This is a genomic window from Brucella cytisi (assembly GCF_038433355.1).
GTDB lineage: Bacteria > Pseudomonadota > Alphaproteobacteria > Rhizobiales > Rhizobiaceae > Brucella > Brucella cytisi.
This window is the reverse complement of record NZ_JBCAUP010000015.1, coordinates 72,184-98,663: the sequence shown is the minus strand read 5'-3', so window position 1 is coordinate 98,663 and position 26,480 is coordinate 72,184. Positions and strand designations below refer to the sequence as shown.

Genomic DNA, 26,480 nt, shown 5'->3' with positions numbered 1-26,480 from the left:
ACAGGAAAGCAACCTGCTTCAAAATTTCGCCCAGTTGAAATGGCCAAAAGCCAGACCGGACGAAATGTCAATTCTTGTTCAGCAACTCATAATCCGCATAATTCGATTCGATGACAACGAACTCAAAATTTTTCGACAGTATCCGCATCAAGCCCAAGAAGACTGCGGAAGCAAAGGCTTCGGGGCCTTGCTGCCAGTGGGACGGGTGCGACAAGCCAGGCACGCATCGCGCGCCTGTCGGACGCATGCGCGAAGGTGAATATTTCCGCTTCTGTGTTGATCACGTGCGGGAATATAACAAGAATTTCAATTACTTCTCTGGCCTTTCCGATGGCGACATCGCGAAATTCCAGAAGGATGCGATCACGGGTCATCGGCCGACATGGTCGACGACGGCGAACTCCACCGCCAAGCCGCGCACGTCGCCGGACATGGCGAAGGTGCGTTCCGGTTCGGCCTCCTATCACAACCGCATCCGCGATCCCTTCAACCTTTTCAAGGAAGCCAAGGGACATGCGCCGGGCCAGAAAGCGCAGCGCAAGCCGCGTACGCTCGAGATAAAGGCGCTGGCGACACTCGGTCTTGAACCAAATTCGACTGGCGATAAGATCAAGGCGCGCTATAAAGAGCTGGTAAAACAGCACCATCCCGATGCGAATGGTGGTGATCGCGGATCGGAAGAAAGATTTCGCGATGTTATTCAGGCTTATCAATTGCTCAAGCAGGCAGGTTTTTGCTAAAGCCTGTTTGGGTCTGAAAGGCCGACTATGGGGCTGTCGCCGACAGCTCCGACGGACATTCTTCTGCCGCGCGATTGCGTGGACGCAAGCACGGATGCCCGCAACGAATTACGGAAGGGGCATACCGTCCGGCTCGCCGGAAAAACATGCCCACGGGTGAAAGTTGCCGGTCGGTAGCTTGCCGGTATTAATTCGCGGCCGGTCGCTGCCTGCCGCTCTGGAGGCATGATGAACAAGGTTGAGCGGGATATAGCCAATTTGCCGGATACAACGGTTTCGGTGCGCGAAGTGTTCGGGATCGATTCCGACATGACGGTGCCAGCCTATGCGGCAGGCGATTCCTATGTGCCGGAGCTTGATCCGGATTATCTTTTCGACCGTCAGACGACGCTCGCGATCCTTGCAGGCTTTGCCTATAACCGCCGCGTGATGGTTTCCGGTTATCACGGCACCGGTAAGTCGACCCATATTGAACAGGTCGCAGCCCGCCTCAACTGGCCTTGCGTGCGCGTCAACCTCGACAGCCATGTCAGCCGTATCGATCTCGTCGGCAAGGATGCCATCGTCGTGAAAGACGGCATGCAGGTCACCGAATTCAAGGACGGCATCCTGCCCTGGGCCTATCAGCACAATGTGGCTCTCGTTTTCGACGAATATGATGCGGGTCGTCCGGACGTGATGTTCGTGATCCAGCGCATTCTGGAAACTTCGGGCCGTCTGACCCTGCTCGACCAGAGCCGCGTTATCCATCCGCATCCGGCTTTCCGTCTGTTCGCCACTGCCAACACCGTCGGCCTCGGTGACACGACCGGCCTCTATCACGGCACCCAGCAGATCAACCAGGCGCAGATGGACCGCTGGTCCATCGTGACGACGCTGAACTATCTGCCGCACGACAATGAAGTGAATATCGTTCTCGCCAAGGCCAAGCATTACCAGAATGCCGAAGGCCGCGAGATTGTGAATAAGATGGTGCGCGTGGCCGACATGACCCGTCAGGCCTTCATCAATGGCGATCTCTCGACCGTCATGAGCCCGCGTACGGTCATCACATGGTCCGAAAACGCCGCGATCTTCAACGATGTCGGCTTTGCCTTCCGCCTGACCTTCCTCAACAAGTGCGACGAACTGGAACGCCCGATCGTGGCCGAGTTCTATCAGCGCGCTTTCGGCGTTGAGCTGCCCGAATCGGCAGCGAATATCGTTCTCGCTTGATGCGGAAGAAGCCTGCCGCCTGAGCATGTCCGGCGGCAGCGCACTGTCTGATGCAGGGGCGATGAGCTTCGCCCTTGCTTGAAAGCGAAGTCAGGATAGGCATATGTCGGGCCAGAAGTCAGGAATAGGCGATAATTCGCGCGAGCGTAAACCGGGACCGGTGGATTCCGAACCGTTCAAGCGCGCTCTAACGGCTTGTGTCCGCGCCATTTCCGGTGAGCATGAGCTGGAAGTGGCGTTCACCAACGACCGCCCGGCATTAAGCGCCAATCGCGCCCGTCTTCCCGATCTGCCGAAGCGCCCGACTGCGCACGACATCGCCGTCACCCGTGGCCTCGGCGATTCCATGGCGCTGCGTCAGGCACGTCACAATCCGCGCATTCATGCGGCCCTTGCCCCGGAAGGAAAGCAGGCGCGCGCGATTTACGACGCTGTCGAGCAGGCGCGTGTGGAAGCTATCGGCGCCCGCGCCATGGCAGGCATGGCGGATAATCTCACCACCATGCTTGCGGACAAATATTCGAAAGCCAATTTCTCCGCAGTTACCGCCAAGGAAGATGCGCCGCTTGAGGAAGCCGTATCGCTTCTGCTGCGTGAAAAGCTGACCGGACGGTCCGCACCTGCGGAAGCCGGACAGGTGCTCGAGCTATGGCGGGAGTGGATCGAGCAGAAGGCTGCGGCCGACATTGCGCGGCTTGGCGACAATCTCGAAGACCAGCAGGCCTTTGCGCGCACGGTGCGTGACATGCTCGCCTCCATGGATATGGCGGAGGAGCTGTCGCAGGAAGAACCGAGCGACGAAGAAGAGCAGAACGACGAGCAGACGCCGGATTCCGACGAAAATGAGGAAGGTGGCGACGAGAGCCAGGAAGGTTCCGATTCCGCTGAAAGCGAAGAATCCGACAGTTCGAGCGATGAAGGCGACCAGGGCGAAATGGACGCCGCCGATGCTTCTGCCGACGACATGGATGACAGCGACGATATCGACGCGGAAACGCCGGGCGATACACGCCGTCCGAACCAGCCTTTCGCCAATTTTGCCGAACATGTCGACTACAAGGTCTTCACGCGAGAGTTCGATGAAGAGGTTGAAGCGGTGGATCTTTGCGACGAGGCGGAACTAGACCGCCTTCGCAGCTTCCTCGACAAGCAGCTTGCCAATCTGCAGGGTGTGGTGGGGCGTCTGGCCAACCGCTTGCAGCGCCGCCTGATGGCGCAGCAGAATCGCTCCTGGGATTTCGATCTGGAAGAGGGCTATCTCGATTCGGCTCGTCTGGTGCGCATCGTCATTGATCCGACGCAGCCGCTTTCCTACAAGCAGGAGCGCGATACGGATTTTCGCGATACGGTCGTGACGCTGGTTCTGGACAATTCCGGCTCCATGCGCGGCCGTCCGATCACGGTCGCCGCGACCTGTGCGGACATTCTGGCCCGCACGCTGGAGCGTTGCGGTGTGAAGGTGGAGATTCTCGGTTTCACCACCAAGGCGTGGAAGGGTGGCCAGTCACGCGAAGCGTGGCTTGGACGCGGCAAGCCTGCCAATCCGGGTCGCCTCAATGATCTGCGCCATATCGTCTACAAGAGCGCCGATGCGCCCTGGCGGCGGGCACGGCGCAATCTCGGCCTGATGATGCGCGAAGGCCTGCTCAAGGAAAATATCGACGGTGAGGCGCTGATCTGGGCGCATCAGCGGCTGCTGGCGCGTCCCGAGCAACGCAAGATCCTGATGATGATCTCGGACGGCGCCCCCGTCGACGATTCGACGCTTTCCGTCAATCCGGGCAACTATCTCGAACGCCATCTGCGCGCCGTGATTGAAGAGATCGAAACACGCTCTCCGGTGGAGTTGATTGCAATCGGTATCGGCCATGATGTCACGCGCTATTATCAGCGTGCTGTCACCATCGTTGATGCGGAAGAACTGGCAGGCGCGATGACGGAGCAGCTCGCCTCGCTGTTCGAGGAGCAGGGTGCTGCAGCCTCGGGCAGGGGACGGCGCCGCGCTGGCGGACGATAAAATCAGGAATAGAAAAGGGCGCTTGAAGCGCCCTTTTTCATGCCTGCTGTTTGGTTGCAGCCAGAACGATTTCGCGTATGCACACGCCCTGGGCTGTTCATAGGCATAGAGAATGGCGCGAGCCACATCGTCGGCTGAAAGCACAGGCGCGCCCATTTCTTTCTTCCATGCTTCGTAACCGGCCTTGATACCGGCGTCGCTGGTATGGCTCAGAAGTTCCGTTTCCGCGGCACCCGGCGCGATCGTCACGACACGGACATTATGTGGCGAAAGTTCTTCGCGCAGGTTTTCCGACATGCCGTGCACGGCGAACTTCGTGCCAACATAAGCGACATGATCGGCGAAGGTCTTGCGGCCAGCCACCGAGCTGATGTTGATGATTGTGCCGGGCTTGCGCGCAGCCATGCCAGCCGAGGCAGCATGAATGCCGTTGAGAAGGCCTTTGACATTGACCTCCAGCATTCGGTCCCATTCATCCGGGTTCTGCTTGCTCACTTCACCCAGCAACATCACACCGGCATTATTGATGATAGCATCGGCAGGACCGAACTTGGCTTCGGCTTCCTGGACGGCTGCCGCAAGCGCCTTGCGGTCAGTGACGTCGACGGATTTGCAGAGCGTGTCTGGCAGCTTGAGCTTTTCCATCGCGTCCAGTCGGCGCGCCAGAAGCAGCAATGGATGACCGCGATGGGCAAACATTTTTGCAGCGGCAAGGCCAATGCCCGAGCTTGCGCCGGTAATAATGACGAGTGGAAGTTTTTCCTTATTCAAGGACCTTTAATCAATCCTTACCTAAATATAAATATAGTCAAACCGAAAGAGGAAAGCCGACGTGTGAATAATTTCAGGCGTCCTTTGCTTTCTATACGTAATATAAAAATCCGTTTCGATAAAGAAAGGCCGCAGGAAAAACCTGCGGTCTGTCGGAGAGCGGTTCATACAGGGGATATTTATTGAGGAAAACCGGTTTTCGTTGCGTTCAACGGATCGTGAATCCTCGAGAATATCAGCCAGCGTTTGTCCGGTTTGGCGCGTAAAGCGTCGGGGCAAAGACGGCGAGGATTGCGCCATAGGGGATCAGCATCAGCGTTCCCATAATGACTTTCACGAAGAAGTCGCCGAAAGCAAGCGAGGCCCAGAGCGGCACGCCAAGGCCGAGGAAGGATGCAGGTTCGGCAAGCGACGAATCGGGCATTCCGGTCAGCTTGTCGATCCAGGCGAAACCGGCTGCGAAGGCAATCGAGAAAAACAGGATTGTATCGAGCACCGAACCGAACATGGCGGCAGCAAAGGGAGCCTTCCACCAGGTCTTGCGACGCAGGCGGTCGAAGACTGTGATGTCCATCAGCTGTGCGAGAAGGAAGGCGGAGCCGGAGGCAATCGCGATTCGCGGCGTGGCGAGCCAGACCGACATGATGACGCCAAGCACGAAACCGGCATAGACGACCTTGCGCGCGGCAGCGGGGCCGAAGCGGCGATTCGTCAGGTCATTGACCAGAAAGGCGATGGGGTAGGTGAAGGCGCCGTAGGTCAGCACTTCACCGAGGCCGAAATGCTGGAATGGATACTGGACAAGTATGTTCGACGCGGCAACTGCCACGCACATGGCTAGTATCGCAGGCATAAGCCGGGAATAAGAAGGTGTCTCGATTGACATTTTTTTATCCTGGGTGATGGAACCAGCAAAAAAGGCCGACAAAAGCCGGCCTTTTTTGTCGAAATTTTTGGCCGGAAGCTTAGGCAGCGACTGCTGCTTCAGCCTGCTTCTTTGCGATCTGACGCTTCAGCAGGCGAGCGCGCTGCGAGAGTTCCTTGTCGTCAGACTTGACGAGGAACGCATCGAGACCGCCGCGATGTTCAACCGAACGCAGAGCGTTGGCAGAAACGCGCAGGCGATAGCTCTGGCCGAGCGTTTCGGACATTAGCGTAACATTGCAGAGGTTCGGCAGAAAGCGGCGACGCGTCTTGTTGTTCGCGTGGCTGACATTGTTGCCGTACTGGACCGACTTGCCGGTCAATTCACAAGCGCGGGACATTTTGGTCTCACCTTCAATTACGTTCTTCAGGCCCCGACCCGAATGTCCGAATTCAAGCAATCAACGCAGTTTGATGCTGCTGGCGCGCGATCTCGGACAGGCGGCCTATTGGGAAAGTCGCGTTTCTATAGTGACAGCAGCCGTTGCAGTCAAGTGAGATTCCGTATCCATCGCGAAAAGACGCGGTTTTCCGGCTTTCGCACGGTCTTCACGAAAGCTTGCGATCATAACTTCGCCAGTTTTGCTTGGCTTACACAGATACTGTATCGAAGAATCCCACGCAACTTCTGGGCGTTTCAATGTGGTTGAAAACCATCAGGAGACGATCAGGCGAAAAACAAGTCGCAAGATAGGATAAAGCGAATTTGCTTTGAGTTTTTGTCTTTACGCATGTCTTTATGGAAAACGGTCCTCTTTTCCACGACGTGCTTTAGCGAAAGGAATGCGCGCATGATCGAACCGTCGCATGAGTTGAAGCCCGTCTGGCAGCGGCTGGCGCATTATGGTGTGTTGACCTTTGCGGGCCTGATCTTTGCGGGATCAATGATTGCTAGCGGACCGGCCAGGGCCAACGATCTTTATCGGACCGAGTACGATATTTCCATTTTCGGACTTTCGATTGCGCGGTCTGCCATAGAAACCACGGTCAATGGCGCCAATTACAATCTCAATGGCCGTTTTCTGACTTCCGGTCTGGCGCGTGTGTTCGACGATACGGACGGCACCGTGCACGTTACCGGGAGCGCCGTTGGGGGCAAGGTCGTGCCGAAGAGCTTCGATCTCGCCTATAAGCATGGCCGCAAGAACAAGAGCACGACGATCCGCTTCGCCAATGGCAATGTCGTCGCGGCAGAAAACCAGCCTCCGGTGAAAAAGCGCGACCCGTGGGTGGAAACATCACCGCAGGACTTTCTCAATGTGAGCGATCCGCTGAGCGCGCTCATGATACCTGCAAAGAACGGTCGGGCGGTCTGTGACCGGTCGCTGAGCGTTTTCGACGGTCAGACCCGCGCGGAGATCAAGCTTTCCTTCAATGGCACCGAATCGTTCACGACCGACGGCTTTACCGGCGAATCGGTCGTCTGCTCGGCAAAGTTCGTTCCGATTTCCGGATATCAGAAGGGCAAGAAGGCTATCGATTATCTGAGCAATCGCAGCCGGATCACGATTTCCTTCGCATCGCTCGGCAATTCGGGCATCTATGCGCCCGTCGTGGCGCGAATCGGCACGCAGATCGGCACGCTCAAGATCGAAGCCACCCGTTTTTCCAAGGTGAACTGACCGGCAGCCGGTCCCAGTTAATGCTTCGGGTGCACGCATTCCTCATGGTTGCCGAGAATTTCGATCACGCGACACTGGTCGATGCGGCCATGTGCAGTGCATTCCAGCATGCGCTGCAATTCGGTTTTTAGCGACAGCAGTTTTGCGATGCGGTGTTCGACATCACTCAAGCGTGCGCGTGCAATGGCATCGGCCGCCGAACATGATTGGTCGGGATTATCCTGAAGATCGAGAAGTGTGCGGATCGCATCCACCTCGAAACCCAGATCGCGTGCGTGGCGAATGAAAAGCAGCCGCTGGACATCCTGCCGGTCATAGAGGCGGCGATTGCCATCAGTGCGCGGCGGTGAGGGCAGCAGGCCGATCTGCTCGTAATAACGAATCGTCGGCACTTTGACGCCGCTCGCTTTCGATGCTTCTCCGATCGATACATTCATGATCATTTTCCGCTTGCTCCTCTAGTCACTAGAGGATGTAGACCTTGCTCAACACAATTCAAGAGCAGTGCTGAAAAGAGCAGATCATGAGTGAAACATTGAACCAGATTCGCTTTCGCATCGACGGTATGGATTGCGCATCCTGCGCAACCAAGATCGATACTGCCGTGCGGCGCGTGCGCGGTATCGAGGATGTGTCCGTCTTTGTCACGGCAGGCACGATGACCGTCAGCCATGATGGAACAGGCGATCTCGACAAGATCGCAAGCAAGGTGCGCAGCCTCGGCTATGGTGTGGAGCCGATGGCCCCCGAAAAAACCGTCAAGGAAAAAGCACTGGTGAAGCATGAGCATTCGCACGATCATTCTCACCACGACCACGACCACGACCACGACCACGACCACGACCACGACCACAGTGCGTGCGGCGGCCATCATGATCACGCCCATGAACACAATCATGAAGCCCACGACAAGGTTATTGCCGTAACGTCCAACAGTTTCCGCTTTCAGGTCGATGGCATGGATTGTGCATCCTGTGCGGCCAAGATCGATACCGCCGTGCGGCGCCTGTCCGGCGTGACGGATGTGTCCGTTTCCGCGACCAATGGCGCAATGACCGTCAACCATGATGGAACGGCGAAGAGCGACGAAATCGCCGGCAGAGTGACGGCGCTGGGCTACAAGACTGCCCTTGCCAAAACCGTTGTCCCCGGTGCCATTTCTGCACCAAAGGCGACCGGGCCGACAAAGCCGCTGCCGTGGTGGCGTTCGAAAAAGGGTCAGATGATGCTGGCCTGTGGCGGCGGGCTGATCGCGGCCTATATTGTCGGACATCTTTATCCGTCCATCGCGCTTTGGGCCTTCACTGCTGCGATGCTGATCGGTCTCGTGCCGATTGCCAAGCGTGCCTATATGGCGGCCATCAACGGCACGCCATTTTCAATCGAGATGCTGATGACCATTGCCGCCATCGGCGCAATGTTTATCGGCGCAACCGAGGAAGCAGCAGCCGTCGTGTTTCTGTTTATGGTCGGTGAGCTTTTGGAAGGCGTTGCTGCGGGTAAGGCGCGTGCCAGCATTCAATCCCTGACTGCGCTGGTGCCGAAGACTGCCTTCCTTGAGAGAAATGGTGCGACCACGGAAGTTGCCGCCGACAGTCTGGCGGTCGGCGATGTGATTTCCGTGCGCCCCGGCGACCGTATGCCTGCGGATGGTGAAATCCTGACGGGCGAGAGCGCTGTCGATGAAGCACCGGTCACCGGTGAAAGCACTCCGGTCGGGAAGGCCGAAGGCGACACGGTTTTTGCTGGCACGATCAACGGCGACGGCGTGTTGCGGGTTCGGGTCACGGCTGCCGCGCAGGACAATACCATCGCCCGGGTTGTGCGGCTGGTCGAGGAAGCGCAGGAAGCCAAGGCGCCGACCGAACGTTTCATCAATCGTTTCTCGACCTATTACACGCCGGGCGTTGTGGTTGTGGCGGCGCTCGTCGCCATTCTGCCGCCGCTTGTTGCGGGTGGTGACTGGAATGAATGGGTTTACAAGGGTCTTGCGATCCTTCTGATCGGTTGCCCCTGTGCGCTGGTCATTTCCACGCCTGCTGCAATTGCAGCGGCTCTGTCGTCGGGTGCCCGGCGCGGCCTTCTCATGAAGGGCGGCGCTGTGCTGGAAACCATCGGCAAGATCACGGCGGCCTGTTTCGACAAGACCGGCACGCTGACCGAGGGCAAGCCGAAGGTGACAGATGTTCTTGCAGGCGACTTGTCCGAGGATGAAGTGCTGCGTCTTGCCGCGTCTCTGGATGCGGGCTCAAGCCATCCGCTGGCGCTGGCGATTGTCGGTGCTGCAGAACAGCGCAGCCTGAAACTGTCTGTCATCACGCAGGGCAAGGCCCATGGCGGCAAGGGTGTGTCTGGGGCGGTTGGTGAAATGGACCTGTTTCTGGGGTCGCGCCGCGCCGCCAATGATATTGCGGCCATTCCGGACGCACTGGCGAGCCGCATTGCTGCTTGCAACGACGAAGGCAAGACCGTTTCTGTCCTTGTCGCCGATGGCAAGATTGCCGGTGCAATCGCCATGCGTGATGAACCGCGCGCTGATGCCATTGCCGGTTTGCAGGAATTGAAAGCGGCCAATATTCGCACCGTTATGCTGACCGGTGACAATCGCCGCACGGCGGAAGCAATCGGACGCGATCTCGGGATCGAAGTGCGGGCTGAGCTTCTGCCGGAAGACAAGCAGCGTATTGTCGGTGAGTTGCGTAAAGAAGGTCTGATCGTCGCCAAGGTTGGTGACGGCATCAACGATGCGCCAGCCCTTGCTGCCGCCGATGTCGGCATCGCCATGGGTGGCGGCACGGATGTGGCGCTGGAAACGGCCGACGCTGCGGTTCTGCATGGCCGGGTTGGCGATGTGGCAGCAATGGTCGACCTTTCCAAGCGAACCATGCGCAATATCCATCAGAATATTGCCATAGCGCTCGGATTGAAGGCTGTCTTTCTGGTGACCACCGTGCTGGGTATTACAGGCCTCTGGCCCGCAATTCTGGCCGATACTGGTGCCACCGTTCTTGTGACAATCAATGCTTTGCGGCTTCTGAGGCAACCGGTGCGATAAAACAAAAGAACCGGCGAAACCGCCGGTTCGTCTCTCTTCCTTCGAGCCGTGTTACTCGCCGATCAGAACGCGGATGCGTTCGCTATATTGCTTGCCAAAGGCGAGGTGCTCGGGATTGATGTCCTTTAACTCGTCCACCAACTGCGGCTCGCTTTCGGCATCAGCTGCTGCAAGGCTGCTCATCAGGGCGAAATAGCCGAGAATATAATCGGACGGCGTGATGTTCTGGGCCTTGAGCACTTCCACGACCTGCGGGCGGGATTCGACGCTCTTCACCATCTTGTCGAAGGAAGGCGTGGCATCCTGTCCTTCCTCTTCCGTCGCTGAAAGTTCCATACCGCCCAGCTGTTCCTGCACTTTTTCCATGCGCGACAGGAAATCTTCGCTCAGCTTGAAATTGTTGATTTCGGCAGGCGTTTGCTTCGGTGCGACATCAAGCAGGTCGTCGGCAAACGCGACGCTTGTGGAAACGGGCACGGCGACAAGAGAAAGGCCAATGGGGAAAAGGCCGAGGAAAACGGCGCAGCCTGCAATCTTGAAACGGGAAAACACCGTCATTCTTCTATCCTCGAACTGTGGAACGATTCGCGCTCTCAAATAGCAATAGCATATGTCAGAACATATCCTTGCGCTTGCGGATTTCGGCAAACACGGTTTCGTCGGGTGCATCCTGCAGGCCGAGGCGGCTGCGAATGCCTGCATCATGCCAGCGCAGGAAGGGATTGGTCGCCATTTCAAGCGCAATGCTTGACGGCAATGTCATGCGATCGGCGGCGCGGAGCCGCGCAATCTCGGCGACACGCTCCTTGAGGGCGGAATTGGCGGGGTCGATGGTGAGCGCAAATCGGGCATTGCTTTCGGTATATTCATGACCGCAATAAACCGCCGTATCGCCGGGAAGCGCAACCAGCTTCCGCAACGACTGGAACATGGTGAGCGGCGTTCCCTCGAAAAGCCGCCCGCAACCGAGCGCGAACAGCGTATCGCCCGTGAAGACGGCTTTCGCATCGGGAAGATAATAGGACACTTCGCCCGCCGTATGGCCGGGTGTCGCAATGACCTTCACCCGGAAGAGACCGAAGGTGAATTCGTCGCCGTCCTTCACCGTGCGGTCGATGCCGGGAATCTTTGTTTCTTCGGCCTTGGGGCCGATGATGCTGACGCCGTATTTCGCCTTCAGCGCATCATTGCCCTCGACGTGATCGAGATGGTGATGCGTTGTGAAGATGAAATCGAGCGTCCAGCCGCGCCGTTTCAGCGCGGCCTCGATCGCCGCTGCATCGGGCGCATCAATGGATGCGGTGAGTGCGCTTTGGGGATCGTGGATCAGGACGCCATAATTGTCGCTGCGGCAGATGAACTGTTCGATTTCAAGCCGTTGTGCGATCCCGTTCATGGTGTCCGTCCTCCCGTTACGACGCGGTTTTGTTATCTTCCGTCAGTGAATGCTTCTGGATAAGCGGCATCTGTAAAAGCGTGAAGACAATGGTGATGGGCATAATGCCCCACACCTTGAACGATACCCAGGCATCGGTCGTGAAATTCCGCCAGACAACCTCGTTGACCACGGCGAGGAAGATGAAGAACAGCCCCCAGCGCAGCGTCAGTTTTCGCCAGCCTTCGGCATCGAGACGGAAGGCTGAATCAAACACATAGCCGAGCAGGGACTTGCCGAAGAAGAGCCCGCCGAGCAGGATCGCACCAAACAGCGTGTTGACGATGGTGGGCTTCATCTTGATGAAGGTGTCGTTGTGCAGCCAGAGCGTCAGTGCTCCGAACACCAATACGACAATGCCGGAGACAAGCGGCATGATGGGCAGGGTGCGCGTCATTGTCCATGAAATGGCGAGCGCGATTACGGTTGCGCCCATGAATAGCGCCGTTGCGAGAAAGATCGGTGCGCCGATGGACGCCAGCACCGGAAAACGCTCGATCAGCATTTCGCCACGCGCATTGGCAAAGAAGAAGACAAGAAGCGGCCCCAGCTCCAGCGCAAGCTTGAGCAGCGGCGGGACTTCCCGGCGTTCGGCTTCGCTTTTCTGTGACGGATCGCGTTCGAAAACGGGATGCTCCATCAGGCAACTCCTGCGATGGCGCGGGCAAAATCCTTGGCCGCAAAGGGTTCCAGATCGTCGACACCTTCGCCGACGCCGATGAAATAGATCGGCAGTTTATGCTTGGCCGAGATGGCGACAAGAATGCCGCCCCGTGCCGTGCCGTCAAGCTTGGTCATGACCAGACCGTTGACACCGGCAATATTCTTGAAGATTTCGACCTGATTAAGGGCATTCTGGCCGGTGGTGGCATCAAGTGTCTGCAGTACCGTATGCGGCGCTTCCGGATCATGCTTGCCCAGCACGCGCACGATTTTTGCAAGCTCGTCCATCAGTTCAGCCTTGTTCTGCAACCGTCCTGCAGTATCGATGATGAGGACGTCGCTGCCGGCTTCCTTGGCCTTTTCCCATGCATCATAGGCAAGCCCTGCCGCATCGGCGCCGAGCTTGGAGGACACGACCGGCGAACCGGTGCGTTCGCCCCAGATGTGCAACTGCTCGATGGCTGCTGCGCGGAATGTGTCGCCTGCCGCCAGCATGACCTTGAGGCCACCTGCGGTAAGCTTTGCGGCAAGCTTGCCGATGGTGGTGGTCTTGCCGGTGCCGTTGACGCCGACCACGAGGACGACATGCGGCTTGTGTGACAGGTCAAGCTCCAGCGGCTTTGCCACCGGGCCTAGAACCTTTTCGATTTCCGCGCCCATGATGGTGCGCACTTCCTCGCCCGTCACGTCCTTGCCGTAGCGACCCGAGGCAAGCGCATCGGTCACGCGCATGGCGGTTTCAAGCCCGAGATCAGCCTGGATCAGTACGTCTTCGAGATCCTGCAGCGTGTCATCATCGAGCTTGCGCTTGGTGAAAATGCCGCCGATGGATTCGCTCAATGAATTCGATGAACGGAGCAGGCCGCGACGCAGACGCTCGAACCAGGACAGCTTTGGCTGAGGCGCTGCCTCAACCGGCGCTTCTTCCTTATGTTCCTCGACGGCCTTGGCGACTTTGACCTTCTTGGGCTTCACTGGTTCCGGCTGAGGTGCGGGTTCGACCGCTTCCTTTACCACAGGTGCATCAGGAGCTTTTGCGACTTCGGGCTGTTCGAGTTCGACAGCGGGTTCCGCCTCGGGCTCGACAACAGGCTCAACAACGGGTTCAATAGCAGGTTCTGGCGTAGGTGCTTCGACCGCGATTGGTTCCATCACCGGAGGCTGTTCAATCGGGATTTCGATCTCGGCAACCGGATGCTCCGGTTCAATCTTTTCTTCCTCAACCGTTTCAGACGCAGGCGCTTCAATCGGCTCAGGCTCGCTGGCGCTCAATGGCACTTCCGGTTCGGAAATGACCACTTCAACGACGGCTGTTTCGATTTTTTTGGGCGCTTCGACGGTTTCAGGAAGTTGCGTTTCTAAAGCCGTTTCCACGGCATCGGGAGCCGGTTGTTCGACTGGTTTTTCTTCGACCTCCTTCTTGCCGAAGGAGAACATTTTCTTGATGAAACCCATTGCCATGAAATCTGATGCCCTTAAGCTTTAAGCCGCTTGCGGCTCTGCCTGACGGGTGAGGAGTTTTTCACCGTCATGGCCTGTCACGATACGTTCGATGATTTCGCCCGGTGCACCGCTGTCCACCGATGCCAGAGTAAAGCCTTCGGTGCGCGCAATACCTTCCTTCTCGACAAGGAGGCGCTGCAAGGTGCCGTTCAGCGCGCCGAGGTGTTTTTCATAAGCGCGGTCGCCTTCCGCGCGCAGGCGTGCCGCACGTTCCTTGACGATTTCGCGCCGCACCTGCGGCATACGGGCGGCGGGGGTGCCTTCGCGTGCGCTGTAGGGGAAGACGTGTAGGTGGGACAGTCCGCATTCCTCGACGATCTTCAGCGAATTCCGGAACATGTCTTCGGTTTCGGTGGGGAAACCGGCGATGATGTCCGCGCCGAAGACGATGTCAGGACGAAGCCCACGTACTGTTTCGCAGAAGCGGATCGAATCGTCGCGTAAGTGGCGGCGCTTCATGCGCTTCAGGATCATGTCGTCGCCCGCCTGTAGCGACAGATGCAGATGCGGCATCAGGCGCTTTTCATTGGCAATCGCATCCATCAGATCGTCATCGGCTTCGATGGAATCGATGGAGGAAAGACGCAGGCGCCGCAAATCCGGCACTTGGTTGAGAACAGTCTTCACCAGCTTGCCGAGACGTAGGCTTCCCGGAAGATCGGGACCGTAGGAGGTCATGTCCACGCCGGTCAGCACCACTTCGGCATAACCGTTGCCGACAAGGCGCTTGACCTGATCCACCACCGCGCCCATCGGAACGGAGCGGGAATTACCGCGACCATAGGGAATGATGCAGAAGGTGCAGCGATGATCGCAGCCATTCTGCACCTGCACGAATGCGCGTGCCCGACCTTCGATGGCATCGACCATGTGACTTGCGGTTTCACGCACTTCCATAATGTCGTTGACGCGGACCTTCTCGAACTGGTTGACGCCGAAATCCGGCAGCATCCGGTAGGAATTGGATTTCAGTTTTTCCTCATTGCCAAGAATGAGGTCGACTTCGTCCATGGCGGCAAAATTGTCCGCTTCGGTCTGTGCGGCGCAGCCGGTGACGATGATGCGCGCTTCCGGGTTTTCACGGCGTGCCTTGCGGATCGCCTGACGCGCCTGTCGCACTGCTTCCGCCGTCACAGCGCAGGTGTTGAAGATGATCGCGCCATCCTTTAATTCGCTAAGTCCGGCGGCATCGGCTTCGCGTTTCATCACCTCTGATTCATAGGTGTTGAGACGGCATCCGAATGTTACGACTTCCACCGACATCAGGCTGCACCCCTGTCAGTTGGCTTGTCATTCTGGGCGTCGCGGCTCCATTCGCCGGTTGCAGGATCGAAAGTGCCTGAAAATTCCCATTCGGCGGGGCCGGTCATCATGACATGATCGTCGTCGCGCCATTCGATCCTGAGCGGGCCACCGGGAACATTGACGGTGACTGTGCGCCCGGTGCGGCGCGTGCGTACTGCCGATACGGCGGCGGCGCAGGCGGCGGAACCACAGGCGAGGGTCAGACCTGCACCGCGCTCCCACGTGCGCAGATCGATTGTCTCGGGCGAGGTGACATGGGCCACGGAGATATTGGCGCGCTCCGGAAAGATCGGATGATGTTCCAGAAGCGGTCCGAATTTTTCCAGCTCATAGGACCATACATCACGGTCGACCCAGAAGATTGCGTGCGGGTTGCCCATGGATGCTACCGACGGCGAATGCAGAACCGGCGCGTCGATGGGGCCGACCTGCAGTTCGATCATGCGCGTATCGCGAAATTCCTCGGCAAGCGGAATGTCCTGCCAATCGAAGCGCGGCTTGCCCATATCGACTGAAATCAGGCCGTCTTCGTGTTCGGTCGCCGTCAGAATTCCGGCGCGGGTCTCAAAAGTAAAGGCCTGCCGACCGGTCTCGGCGGCCAGCGCCTGAACGACGCAGCGTGTGCCGTTGCCGCAAGCCTGGGCTTCCGTGCCGTCGCAATTGATGATCGCAATATAGTTGTCGGTTCCCGCCGTGCGCGGATCGTGGATCGCCATGATCTGATCGAAGGCGGTTTCGCTGTCGCCTGCAAGACGGATCGCAGCTTCAGGCGTTATCCGGTCCGCGCGACCGCGCATGTCGGCAACGATGATCTGATTGCCGAGCCCGTTCATCTTGGCGAAGGCTGCCTTGGTGGCCATATCTATCGTGGTTCCGTTTTCCTGTGGCTTTGGTCGATAAAGCCTATGGGACAATTAGCGTCTATATGGCGGAAAAGCCCGCAAATTGCCAGTACCCGCGACAGATTGCGAAAAGTTGCGGCTCGGATGTTCGTGCAGGACAGGCGCCAATATCGGAGAAACTGTGGCCTTCCTGTCCCAGTTTCAAGATTATTATGCGGTTTCAAGCATTCTTGAAGGGTTTGAGGGGTAAAAATGACAGGTGCCGGTGTTGCTTTTTTAACCATATAGCCATTTTATCGGTCCAATATTGTCACATTGCAGGGCTTCGGTAGGAAGTCCGGGGCATCCCCACCCCTGATGAGAAATGCGGAAATGGAGAACCAGATGGGAATTTCGAAAGCAAGTCTGCTCAGCCTCGCGGCGGCTGGCATTGTCCTGGCCGGGTGCCAGAGCTCCCGGTTCGGCAATCTCGATACGGTTTCGCCACCACCGCCACCGCCGCCCGTGAATGCGGCTCCAGCAGGCTCAGTGCAGAAGGGCAACCTTAATTCTCCTAATGCTTCGCAGTTCCCGACGGCTCCGACCACGGACCCGAATGCACAACCCGGCACACAGGTTGCAAGCCTGCCGCCGGCATCCGCGCCCGATCTGACGCCGGGCTCCGTCGCCGGTGTCTGGAACGCATCGCTTGGCGGCCAGAGCTGCAAGATCGCGACGCCGCAGACCAAGTATGGTCAGGGCTATCGCGCTGGTCCGCTGCGTTGCCCGGGCGAACTCGGCAATCTCGCTTCCTGGGCCGTCAACGGCAAGCAGCTCGTTCTCTATGATGCGAATGGCGGCACCGTCGCGTCGCTCTATTCTTCGGGACAGAGCCGCTTCGACGGACAGACTTCAGGCGGGCAGGCCGTGTCGCTTTCGCGCTAAGACATTCTTTCGCTTAAAGACAGGCGGATCATCGCGAGATGGTCCGCCGTTTTTGCAATTGAAAGGTTGAACGGAAGCAATCATGTCTTTCGACGGTAATCTGAAAGCCTTCCCCTCCGTCCGCGAACATTACGATGCGATGGTCGTGGCGGGTGATGTGGAAGCCGATCCTGCTCAACTCGAACTCACCGTCCGTTATGACCGGCTGATCGAGGAAATCTGTACCAAACGCCTGTCACGCAAGTCGAGCGCGCTCGGCTGGCTGTTCGGCAAGCGCAAGGAGGCAACGAGCGTCATCAAGGGGCTTTACGTGCACGGCGAGGTCGGGCGCGGCAAGACCATGCTGATGGACATGTTCTTTTCGCTTTTGCCCGTCGAGCGTAAACGTCGCGCGCATTTCAATGATTTTATGGCCGATGTGCACGAGCGCATCTATGCGCATCGTCAGGCGTTGAAGCGTGGCGAAACCAAGCAGGACGATCCGATCCCGCCGGTCGCCGATGCCTTGAGCCAACACGCGTGGGTGCTGTGTTTCGACGAATTCACCGTGACGGATATTGCCGATGCGATGATCCTGTCGCGCCTGTTCAGTGCCTTGTTCGCGCGTGGAGTGGTGTTGGTGGCGACGTCCAACGTTGCGCCGGACAATCTTTATCGCGACGGACTGAACCGGCAGCTTTTCCTGCCCTTCATCGATATTCTCAAGCAGTATGTCGATGTGATCAATCTCGATTCGCGCACCGATTACCGCCTCGAAAAGCTCGACCGCCAGCCGGTCTATCTGTCACCGCTGGGTTCTGAGACGACCAAGCGCATGGATGCGGCCTGGTTGGCGCAAAAGGACGGTGCGCATGAAAAGCCGGATGTCATCCGCATCAAGGGGCGCGACATCGAGGTCGCCCGTGCCGTGCATGGTGCGGCGCGCTTCACTTTCGATGCGCTCTGTTCGAAGCCGCTTGGTGCCTCGGACTATATCGCCATCGTGAAGCACTATCCGACCTTGTTCATCGATGATGTTCCGGTGTTGGACTATTCACGCCGCAACGAGGCCAAGCGCTTCATTCTACTGGTCGACGTACTCTACGATCACCACGCGCGGGTGTTCATTTCGGCTGAAGCCGAACCGGAAAAGCTCTATCTCGCCAGCAAGGGCACGGAGGCCTTCGAGTTCGATCGTACCGCTTCCCGTCTTTTCGAGATGCAGAGCGCGGGCTATCTGGCGGAGCCACCCGGCAAGGCCGGTTGAAGTCGACCCTTCCCGCTATCATCATCAGACTGCCACAGACTGGACTTATAAGCCCGGTGGGCTATGTTGCTCACGCAATTCATGCGGAAGGCGGTGGCGCGTTCGCGCCGGACTTCTGATACGGCATCAGTTTTAAATCGGGGCCGGTTTTGAACCGGTGCACAACGTTGTTGGAATTGGCAGCTTGCCAGTCGCTCCTTCACCGCTTCGCCGGGGATGGTTCGCGGCGGTAGGAGAGGGTGGTTTTGCCTTGATATTGACAAATTATCTTACGTTTACGTAAGAACCATTAATTCTAACCGATTGAAAACATTAGTCGCAAAATAATGAGTTGAGTTTATCGCCAAAGAGTCCTATCTCGCAGTTCCAACGCTTGAGCGTTTCCGGCGAGGATTCCGGATGGCTTGATGCGTCTCTGGATCAAAAGTGAGGAAAGAAACAATCATGGCACGCAACAAGATTGCCCTCATCGGCTCCGGCATGATCGGCGGCACGCTCGCTCATCTGGCCGGTCTGAAGGAACTCGGCGACGTCGTCCTTTTCGACATTGCGGAAGGCATCCCGCAGGGTAAGGGGCTGGATATCGCCGAATCTTCTCCGGTTGACGGTTTTGATGCGAAATACACCGGCGCCAACGACTACGCAGCAATTGAAGGCGCAGACGTTGTCATCGTGACCGCAGGCGTGCCGCGCAAGCCGGGCATGAGCCGCGACGACCTTCTGGGCATCAACCTCAAGGTGATGGAACAGGTTGGCGCAGGCATCAAGAAATACGCCCCTGAAGCTTTCGTCATCTGCATCACCAACCCGCTGGACGCCATGGTCTGGGCGCTGCAGAAGTTCTCCGGTCTTCCGGCGCACAAGGTTGTCGGCATGGCTGGCGTTCTCGACAGCGCCCGCTTCCGTTATTTCCTCTCGGAAGAGTTCAACGTTTCGGTTGAAGACGTCACGGCTTTCGTGCTGGGCGGCCACGGCGACAGCATGGTTCCGCTGGCCCGTTACTCAACCGTCGCAGGCATCCCGCTCCCTGATCTCGTCAAGATGGGCTGGACCAGCCAGGACAAGCTCGACAAGATCATCCAGCGCACCCGTGACGGCGGCGCGGAAATCGTCGGCCTGCTCAAGACCGGCTCGGCTTTCTACGCTCCGGCTGCATCGGCCATCCAGATGGCTGAATCCTACCTCAAGGACAAGAAGCGCGTCCTGCCGGTTGCTGCCCAGCTTACGGGCCAGTACGGTGTCAAGGACATGTATGTCGGCGTGCCGACCGTGATCGGTGCCAATGGCGTCGAGCGCATCATTGAAATTGATCTCGACAAGAACGAAAAGGCTGAATTCGACAAGTCGGTGGCTTCGGTCGCCGGTCTTTGCGAAGCCTGCATCGGCATCGCTCCGTCTCTGAAGTAAAATTCCAGACAAGGCCGGGTTGTCGCATTTGTGCGGCTCCGGCCTTTTCCGGCTGTCAATTATCGGTCGAAGATTCGGGCCGTACCGGCTCGCTGAATCGGTCGGGAATCCGTAGAGGACAACCAGATGAATATTCACGAATACCAGGCCAAGCGCCTGCTTCACACCTACGGCGCACCGATCGCCAATGGTGTGGCTGTCTATTCCGTCGAACAGGCGGAAGAATGGGCAAAGACGCTTCCCGGACCGCTTTATGTCGTCAAGAGCCAGATCCATGCTGGTGGACGCGGCAAGGGCAAGTTCAAGGAACTGCCAGCCGATGCAAAGGGCGGCGTGCGCCTCGCCAAGTCGGTTGAGGAAGTGGTTGCCAATGCGAAGGAAATGCTCGGCAACACGCTCGTCACCAAGCAGACCGGCCCTGCCGGCAAGCAGGTCAACCGTCTTTACATCGAAGACGGCGCCGACATCGCTCGCGAGCTTTATCTCTCGATCCTGATCGACCGCACCGTTGGTCGTCCGGCTTTCGTCGTTTCGACCGAAGGTGGCATGGACATCGAAGCCGTTGCCGAAGAAACCCCTGAAAAGATCGTGACTGTCGCCATCGATCCGGCCAAGGGCGTAACGGACGAAGACGCCAGCAAGCTCGCCGACGCGCTGAAGCTTGAAGGTCAGGCTCGCGAAGACGGCGTCAAGCTGTTCCCGATCCTCTACAAGGCCTTCACCGAAAAGGACATGAGCCTTCTCGAGATCAACCCGCTGATCGTCATGACCGATGGCCGCGTGCGCGTTCTCGACGCCAAGGTATCGTTCGACGGCAATGCTCTGTTCCGTCATCCTGACATTCAGGAACTACGCGATCTGTCGGAAGAAGACGAAAAAGAGATCGAAGCTTCCAAGTACGATCTCGCTTACGTCGCTCTCGACGGCAATATCGGCTGCATGGTCAACGGCGCAGGCCTTGCCATGGCGACGATGGACATCATCAAGCTCTACGGTGCAGAACCTGCCAACTTCCTCGACGTTGGTGGCGGCGCTTCCAAGGAGAAGGTGACGGCTGCGTTCAAGATCATCACCGCTGATCCGGCTGTCCAGGGCATTCTGGTCAACATCTTCGGTGGCATCATGAAGTGCGACGTCATTGCCGAAGGCGTGATCGCTGCGGTCAAGGAAGTCGGCCTCAAGGTTCCTCTGGTTGTCCGTCTCGAAGGCACCAATGTCGAACTCGGCAAGAAGATCATCAACGAGAGCGGCCTGAACGTCATTTCGGCCGACGATCTCGACGATGCGGCGCAGAAGATCGTCGCTGCAGTGAAGGGGAATTAAGGCATGTCCATTCTCGTCAACAAGGACACCAAGGTTCTCGTACAGGGCCTGACCGGCAAGACCGGCACCTTCCACACTGAACAGGCGCTTGCCTACTACGGCACGCAGATGGTCGGCGGTATCCATCCGAAGAAGGGTGGCGAAACCTGGGAAGGTCAGAAGGGTGAAAAGCTTCCGATCTTCGCAACCGTTGCCGAAGCCAAGGAACGCACAGGTGCAGACGCATCGGTGATCTACGTTCCGCCAGCAGGTGCTGCCGATGCCATCATCGAAGCCATCGAAGCTGAAATCCCGTTCATCGTCTGCATCACCGAAGGCATTCCGGTCATGGACATGGTTCGCGTCAAGGAGCGTCTGGAGCGCTCGAAGTCGCGCCTGCTCGGACCAAACTGCCCAGGCATCCTGACCCCTGAAGAATGCAAGATCGGCATCATGCCGGGCAATATCTTCAAGAAGGGTTCGGTGGGTGTTGTTTCCCGCTCCGGCACGCTTACCTATGAAGCAGTGTTCCAGACCTCGAACGAGGGCCTCGGTCAGACCACCGCTGTCGGTATCGGCGGCGATCCGGTCAAGGGCACCGAGTTCATCGACGTGCTGGAAATGTTCCTGGCCGACGACGAAACCAAGTCGATCGTCATGATCGGTGAAATCGGCGGTTCGGCTGAAGAAGACGCGGCCCAGTTCCTCAAGGACGAAGCCAAGCGCGGTCGCAAGAAGCCGATGGTCGGCTTCATCGCTGGCCGTACGGCTCCTGCCGGACGCACCATGGGCCATGCCGGCGCCGTGATCTCCGGCGGCAAGGGCGGCGCGGAAGACAAGATTGCTGCCATGGAATCGGCCGGCATTCGCGTGTCGCCGTCGCCGGCGCAGCTCGGCAAGACGCTGGTCGAAGTCCTCAAGGGCTGAGATCGCGTATCGGTCTGAATATCCCGGCGGCGGCGAAAGCCGCTGCCGGGTTTAGCATAACAACGGGTCATGTGATCCGGCTTAGAGGGACGGATATCCGTTCCGACGCGTAGAGTTTAGTCATGCCGGGGTCTGTAGCGGTTCCTCCCCGGCGGCGTGAGGGATGAAGTTTCGAACTTCCGGCCCGCGCAAGATGAGCCACTGACAAGGAGACGGAGCGCTGCTCCGGATAGGCTATGGCAAGGCAAGAACAAGCCAACGACGTTTTCGCCCTTACCTCATTCCTCTATGGCGGCAATGCCGACTATATTGAGGAGCTGTACGCCAAGTATGAGGACGATCCGAATTCGGTCGATCCGCAGTGGCGCGATTTCTTCGCGAAGCTGGGCGACAATGCCGACGATGTGAAGAAAAACGCTGAAGGCGCGTCCTGGACCAGGAAGAACTGGCCGATTGCAGCCAATGGCGAACTGATTTCCGCGCTCGATGGCAACTGGGCTGAAGTTGAAAAGCACGTCACCGACAAGCTGAAAGGCAAGGCTGCAAAGGGCGAAGCGAAGGGTGCTACCGGCGCGGCTCTTACCAGCGAAGAGATCACACAGGCTGCACGCGACAGCGTTCGCGCCATCATGATGATCCGCGCCTACCGCATGCGTGGCCATCTGCACGCCAATCTCGATCCGCTCGGTCTCTCCGAGACGCCGAACGACTATAACGAGCTGGAGCCGGAAAACTACGGTTTCACGCCTGCCGACTACAACCGCAAGATTTTCATCGACAACGTGCTCGGCCTCGAATATGCGACCGTGCCGGAAATGCTCGACATTCTGAAGCGTACCTACTGCGGTACGATCGGCGTCGAATTCATGCATATCTCCGATCCAGCTGAAAAAGCCTGGATTCAGGAACGTATCGAAGGTCCGGATAAAAAGGTTGCTTTCACGCCGGAAGGCAAGAAGGCCATCCTGTCGAAGCTGATCGAAGCGGAAGGCTTCGAGCAGTTCATCGACGTCAAATACAAGGGCACCAAGCGTTTCGGCCTGGATGGCGGTGAATCGCTGATCCCTGCGCTGGAACAGATCGTCAAGCGCGGCGGCGCCATGGGCGTCAAGGAAATCATCTTCGGCATGGCCCACCGTGGCCGTCTGAACGTGCTTAGCCAGGTCATGGGCAAGCCGCATCGCGCTATTTTCCACGAGTTCAAGGGCGGCTCCTATGCACCGGACGACGTGGAAGGCTCGGGCGACGTGAAGTACCATCTGGGCGCTTCGTCGGACCGTGAATTCGACGGCAACAAGGTCCACCTGTCGCTGACCGCCAACCCGTCGCACCTCGAAATCGTCAACCCGGTCGTGATGGGCAAGGCCCGTGCCAAGCAAGACCTGCTGGCTGGTCGCACCCGTGACGACATGGTTCCGCTTGCAACGCGCGCCAAGGTTTTGCCGCTGCTCCTGCATGGCGATGCTGCCTTTGCCGGTCAGGGTGTCGTGGCCGAGTGCCTCGGCCTTTCGGGCCTGAAGGGCCACCGCGTCGCCGGTACGGTTCACTTCATCATCAACAACCAGATCGGTTTCACCACCAATCCGGCCTTCTCGCGTTCGTCGCCTTATCCGTCGGATGTGGCGAAGATGATCGAAGCGCCGATCTTCCACGTCAATGGCGACGATCCGGAAGCCGTGGTGTTTGCCGCCAAGGTAGCAACCGAATTCCGCATGACCTTCCACAAGCCGGTGGTCATAGACATGTTCTGCTATCGCCGCTTCGGTCACAACGAAGGTGACGAACCGTCTTTCACCCAGCCGTTGATGTACAAGGCGATCCGTGCACACAAGACCACGGTTCAGCTCTACAGCGACAAGCTGATTGCTGAAGGACTGATCAAGCAGGAAGAAATCGACCAGATGAAAGCGCAGTGGCGCGAAAATCTGGAAACCGAATTCGACGCCGGACAGAGCTACAAGCCGAACAAGGCCGACTGGCTGGACGGCGCTTGGGCTGGCCTGCGCACCGCCGACAATGCCGACGAACAGCGTCGCGGCAAGACTGCCGTGCCGATGAAGACGCTCAAGGAAATCGGCAAGAAGCTGGTTGAAGTACCGAAGGACTTCCACGTCCATCGCACGATCCAGCGCTTCCTCGACAACCGTGCCAAGATGATGGAAACGGGCGAAGGGATTGATTGGGCGACGGCTGAATCGCTGGCATTCGGCTCGCTGGTTGCTGAAGGCAGCCCGATCCGCCTGTCCGGTCAGGACGTCGAACGCGGCACCTTCTCGCAGCGTCACACGGTTCTCTACGATCAGGAAACCCAGAACCGCTACATCCCGCTCAACAATATCCAGAAGGGGCAGGCGATCTACGAGGCCATCAACTCGATGCTCTCGGAAGAAGCGGTGCTCGGCTACGAATACGGCTATTCGCTGTCCGACCCGCGCGCTCTGGTTCTGTGGGAAGCCCAGTTCGGCGATTTCGCAAATGGTGCACAGGTCGTGTTCGACCAGTTCATCTCGTCGGGCGAACGCAAGTGGCTGCGCATGTCCGGTCTCGTCTGCCTTCTGCCGCACGGCTATGAAGGTCAGGGTCCAGAACACTCCTCGGCTCGTCTGGAACGCTGGTTGCAGATGTGTGCGGAAGACAACATGCAGGTGGCCAACGTTACGACGCCGGCTAACTACTTCCACATTCTGCGCCGCCAGATGAAGCGCGACTTCCGCAAGCCGCTCATCATGATGACGCCGAAGTCGCTGCTGCGCCACAAGCGTGCCGTTTCGACCCTCAACGAACTGTCGGGCGAATCCTCGTTCCACCGTCTGCTGTGGGACGATGCTCAGTACAACAAGGACGAAGGTATCAAGCTCCAGAAGGATGCAAAGATCCGTCGTGTTGTTCTCTGCTCGGGCAAGGTTTATTACGACCTTTACGAAGAGCGTGAAATGCGCGGCATCGATGACGTCTACCTGCTGCGTGTCGAACAGCTTTATCCGTTCCCGGCCAAGGCACTCATCAATGAGCTGTCACGCTTCCGCCATGCGGAAATGGTCTGGTGTCAGGAAGAGCCGAAGAACATGGGCGCATGGTCGTTCATCGACCCGTATCTGGAATGGGTGCTGGCTCATATCGACGCCAAGCATCAGCGCGTGCGTTATGCAGGCCGTCCGGCGGCAGCATCGCCTGCAACGGGTCTGATGTCGAAGCATCTTGCGCAGCTCGCCGCTTTCCTTGAGGATGCGCTCGGTAACTGATCCGCCTTAGAGTTCTGGAGCAGTTTTTCGGAACTGCTCCAACCTGAACTGAACACAAAATCTAAAGTTTGAAGATCAACGGAAGAAGAAACCATGGCCACCGAAATTCGCGTTCCCACGCTTGGGGAGTCCGTTACTGAGGCAACCATCGGAAAATGGTTCAAGAAGGTCGGCGACGCCATCGCCATCGATGAACCGCTGGTGGAACTGGAAACCGACAAGGTGACAGTAGAAGTTCCGGCTGCTGCTGCTGGTGTGCTGGCTGAAATCACGGCCAAGGAAGGCGACACTGTCGAGGTCAATGCGCTTCTCGGCCAGATTTCCACCGATGGCGCTGCCGTCGCTGCGGCTCCTGCTGCGAAGAAGGAAGAAGCCAAGCCTGCTGCCGCACCGGCAGCAGCACCTGTCGCTTCGGCTTCGTCGGGCCCGGCTATGCAGCCTGCCCCGGCTGCCTCCAAGCTGCTTGCTGAAAATAACCTCTCCGCCGATCAGGTGGACGGTTCCGGCAAGCGCGGTCAGGTGCTGAAGGGCGACGTGCTCGACGCGATCGCCAAGGGTGTTTCGGGGAGCGTTTCCGCTGCTCCGGCTCCGGCCGCACCGGCCGCTGCCCGTCCGGCATCGTCGGCTGACGACGCATCGCGCGAAGAACGCGTGAAGATGACCCGTCTGCGCCAGACGATTGCCAAGCGTCTGAAGGATGCGCAGAACACCGCCGCCATGCTGACGACCTATAACGAAGTCGACATGTCTGCGGTCATGGAACTGCGCACCAAGTACAAGGACGTCTTCGAGAAGAAGCATGGCGTGAAGCTCGGCTTCATGGGCTTCTTCACCAAGGCCGTGACCCATGCGCTGAAGGAAATCCCGGCTGTTAACGCCGAGATCGACGGCACGGACATCATCTACAAGAACTTCGCCCATGTCGGCATGGCCGTCGGCACGGACAAGGGCCTTGTGGTTCCGGTCATCCGTGACGCCGACCAGCTTTCGATTGCAGGCGTTGAAAAGGAACTGGGACGTCTTGCCAAGGCAGCACGCGACGGTACGCTTTCGGTCGCTGACATGCAGGGCGGCACGTTCACCATCACCAATGGCGGCGTGTACGGTTCGCTGATGTCCTCACCGATCCTGAACGCTCCGCAGTCGGGTATCCTTGGCATGCACAAGATCCAGGAACGTCCGGTTGTCGTTGGCGGTCAGATCGTGATCCGTCCGATGATGTATCTTGCCCTGTCCTACGATCACCGTATCGTGGACGGCAAGGAAGCCGTGACCTTCCTCGTGCGCGTCAAGGAAAGCCTGGAAGATCCGGAACGTCTGGTTCTCGATCTCTAAGGGCG

21 protein-coding genes and 1 pseudogene are annotated in these 26,480 nt (G+C 58.1%); 12 read left to right on the top strand and 10 right to left on the bottom strand.

Annotated elements, in window-relative coordinates; all coding sequences use genetic code 11:
- Positions 1 to 110 precede the first annotated feature (110 nt).
- From AAE521_RS15905 to cobT, 3 genes are all read left to right on the top strand, one after another.
- Entirely contained in the window at positions 111 to 740 is a 630-nt protein-coding gene (locus tag AAE521_RS15905) for a J domain-containing protein (RefSeq protein ID WP_010657612.1), read from the top strand.
- 228 nt (positions 741 to 968) lie between these two features.
- On the top strand, positions 969 to 1,955 hold the full coding sequence (cobS, locus tag AAE521_RS15900; protein WP_010657611.1) for a cobaltochelatase subunit CobS: 987 nt from the start codon (positions 969 to 971) through the stop codon (positions 1,953 to 1,955).
- 103 nt (positions 1,956 to 2,058) lie between these two features.
- Positions 2,059 to 3,972, top strand: a complete 1,914-nt coding sequence (gene cobT / locus AAE521_RS15895) for a cobaltochelatase subunit CobT (RefSeq protein WP_342061807.1) — start codon at positions 2,059 to 2,061, stop codon at positions 3,970 to 3,972.
- A 37-nt stretch (positions 3,973 to 4,009) separates the two neighbouring features.
- Here cobT and AAE521_RS15890 read toward each other — a convergent pair.
- The 3 genes and pseudogenes from AAE521_RS15890 to rpmB form a co-directional block, all read right to left on the bottom strand.
- Positions 4,010 to 4,743 (bottom strand): annotated as a pseudogene (locus AAE521_RS15890) (SDR family oxidoreductase).
- 235 nt (positions 4,744 to 4,978) lie between these two features.
- Positions 4,979 to 5,629, bottom strand: coding sequence for a queuosine precursor transporter (locus tag AAE521_RS15885; RefSeq protein ID WP_029929650.1), 651 nt, complete (start codon positions 5,627 to 5,629; stop codon positions 4,979 to 4,981).
- Between the two features lie 79 nt (positions 5,630 to 5,708).
- On the bottom strand, positions 5,709 to 6,008 hold the full coding sequence (gene rpmB, locus AAE521_RS15880) for a 50S ribosomal protein L28 (protein WP_010657607.1): 300 nt from the start codon (positions 6,006 to 6,008) through the stop codon (positions 5,709 to 5,711).
- A 450-nt stretch (positions 6,009 to 6,458) separates the two neighbouring features.
- Here rpmB and AAE521_RS15875 point away from each other — a divergent pair, with 450 nt between their 5' ends.
- Complete coding sequence (locus AAE521_RS15875; RefSeq protein ID WP_342061806.1) at positions 6,459 to 7,289, top strand: DUF3108 domain-containing protein; 831 nt, start codon at positions 6,459 to 6,461, stop codon at positions 7,287 to 7,289.
- A gap of 17 nt (positions 7,290 to 7,306) precedes the next feature.
- Here the strand turns inward: AAE521_RS15875 and AAE521_RS15870 are convergent, their stop codons facing one another.
- Positions 7,307 to 7,732, bottom strand: a complete 426-nt coding sequence (locus AAE521_RS15870) for a MerR family transcriptional regulator (protein ID WP_012091121.1) — start codon at positions 7,730 to 7,732, stop codon at positions 7,307 to 7,309.
- 80 nt (positions 7,733 to 7,812) lie between these two features.
- On the opposite strand from AAE521_RS15870, the gene AAE521_RS15865 reads away from it, so the two are divergent.
- On the top strand, positions 7,813 to 10,344 hold the full coding sequence (locus tag AAE521_RS15865) for a heavy metal translocating P-type ATPase (protein WP_342061805.1): 2,532 nt from the start codon (positions 7,813 to 7,815) through the stop codon (positions 10,342 to 10,344).
- 51 nt (positions 10,345 to 10,395) lie between these two features.
- Here AAE521_RS15865 and AAE521_RS15860 read toward each other — a convergent pair whose 3' ends face one another.
- From AAE521_RS15860 to dapF, 6 genes are read right to left on the bottom strand one after another with little or no spacing between them, the layout of a single operon-like run.
- Complete coding sequence (locus AAE521_RS15860; protein WP_061344549.1) at positions 10,396 to 10,902, bottom strand: hypothetical protein; 507 nt, start codon at positions 10,900 to 10,902, stop codon at positions 10,396 to 10,398.
- Positions 10,903 to 10,957: 55 nt separating this feature from the next.
- Positions 10,958 to 11,740, bottom strand: a complete 783-nt coding sequence (gloB, locus tag AAE521_RS15855; RefSeq protein WP_342061804.1) for a hydroxyacylglutathione hydrolase — start codon at positions 11,738 to 11,740, stop codon at positions 10,958 to 10,960.
- A 16-nt stretch (positions 11,741 to 11,756) separates the two neighbouring features.
- Positions 11,757 to 12,419 carry a septation protein A gene (locus AAE521_RS15850; protein WP_010657601.1) on the bottom strand — a complete coding sequence of 221 codons (663 nt, stop codon included), beginning with the start codon at positions 12,417 to 12,419 and terminating at the stop codon, positions 11,757 to 11,759.
- Positions 12,419 to 13,903 (bottom strand): signal recognition particle-docking protein FtsY, encoded by a 1,485-nt coding sequence (gene ftsY, locus AAE521_RS15845; protein WP_342061803.1) that lies wholly within the window; start codon positions 13,901 to 13,903, stop codon positions 12,419 to 12,421. The genes AAE521_RS15850 and ftsY overlap by 1 nt, the downstream gene beginning before the upstream one ends.
- Before the next feature lie 21 nt (positions 13,904 to 13,924).
- A complete protein-coding gene (gene mtaB / locus AAE521_RS15840; RefSeq protein ID WP_342061802.1) occupies positions 13,925 to 15,208 on the bottom strand; it encodes a tRNA (N(6)-L-threonylcarbamoyladenosine(37)-C(2))-methylthiotransferase MtaB in 1,284 nt (427 codons plus the stop codon).
- A complete protein-coding gene (gene dapF / locus AAE521_RS15835; RefSeq protein WP_342061801.1) occupies positions 15,208 to 16,110 on the bottom strand; it encodes a diaminopimelate epimerase in 903 nt (300 codons plus the stop codon). The genes mtaB and dapF overlap by 1 nt, the downstream gene beginning before the upstream one ends.
- A gap of 366 nt (positions 16,111 to 16,476) precedes the next feature.
- Here dapF and AAE521_RS15830 point away from each other — a divergent pair, with 366 nt between their 5' ends.
- The 7 genes from AAE521_RS15830 (at position 16,477) to odhB (ending at position 26,475) form a co-directional block, all read left to right on the top strand.
- Complete coding sequence (locus tag AAE521_RS15830; RefSeq protein ID WP_010657597.1) at positions 16,477 to 17,016, top strand: protease inhibitor Inh/omp19 family protein; 540 nt, start codon at positions 16,477 to 16,479, stop codon at positions 17,014 to 17,016.
- A gap of 82 nt (positions 17,017 to 17,098) precedes the next feature.
- The gene (gene zapE, locus AAE521_RS15825; RefSeq protein WP_342061800.1) at positions 17,099 to 18,262 is read left to right on the top strand and encodes a cell division protein ZapE; all 1,164 of its coding nucleotides are present in this window, start codon (positions 17,099 to 17,101) and stop codon (positions 18,260 to 18,262) included.
- Between the two features lie 444 nt (positions 18,263 to 18,706).
- Complete coding sequence (gene mdh, locus AAE521_RS15820) at positions 18,707 to 19,669, top strand: malate dehydrogenase (protein WP_010657595.1); 963 nt, start codon at positions 18,707 to 18,709, stop codon at positions 19,667 to 19,669.
- A 126-nt stretch (positions 19,670 to 19,795) separates the two neighbouring features.
- Entirely contained in the window at positions 19,796 to 20,992 is a 1,197-nt protein-coding gene (gene sucC / locus AAE521_RS15815; protein ID WP_342061799.1) for an ADP-forming succinate--CoA ligase subunit beta, read from the top strand.
- Positions 20,993 to 20,995: 3 nt separating this feature from the next.
- The gene (gene sucD / locus AAE521_RS15810) at positions 20,996 to 21,898 is read left to right on the top strand and encodes a succinate--CoA ligase subunit alpha (protein ID WP_010657593.1); all 903 of its coding nucleotides are present in this window, start codon (positions 20,996 to 20,998) and stop codon (positions 21,896 to 21,898) included.
- A 236-nt stretch (positions 21,899 to 22,134) separates the two neighbouring features.
- Positions 22,135 to 25,140 carry a 2-oxoglutarate dehydrogenase E1 component gene (locus AAE521_RS15805; protein ID WP_342061798.1) on the top strand — a complete coding sequence of 1,002 codons (3,006 nt, stop codon included), beginning with the start codon at positions 22,135 to 22,137 and terminating at the stop codon, positions 25,138 to 25,140.
- Positions 25,141 to 25,233: 93 nt separating this feature from the next.
- Positions 25,234 to 26,475 (top strand): 2-oxoglutarate dehydrogenase complex dihydrolipoyllysine-residue succinyltransferase, encoded by a 1,242-nt coding sequence (gene odhB, locus AAE521_RS15800; RefSeq protein ID WP_071632627.1) that lies wholly within the window; start codon positions 25,234 to 25,236, stop codon positions 26,473 to 26,475.
- Positions 26,476 to 26,480 lie beyond the last annotated feature (5 nt).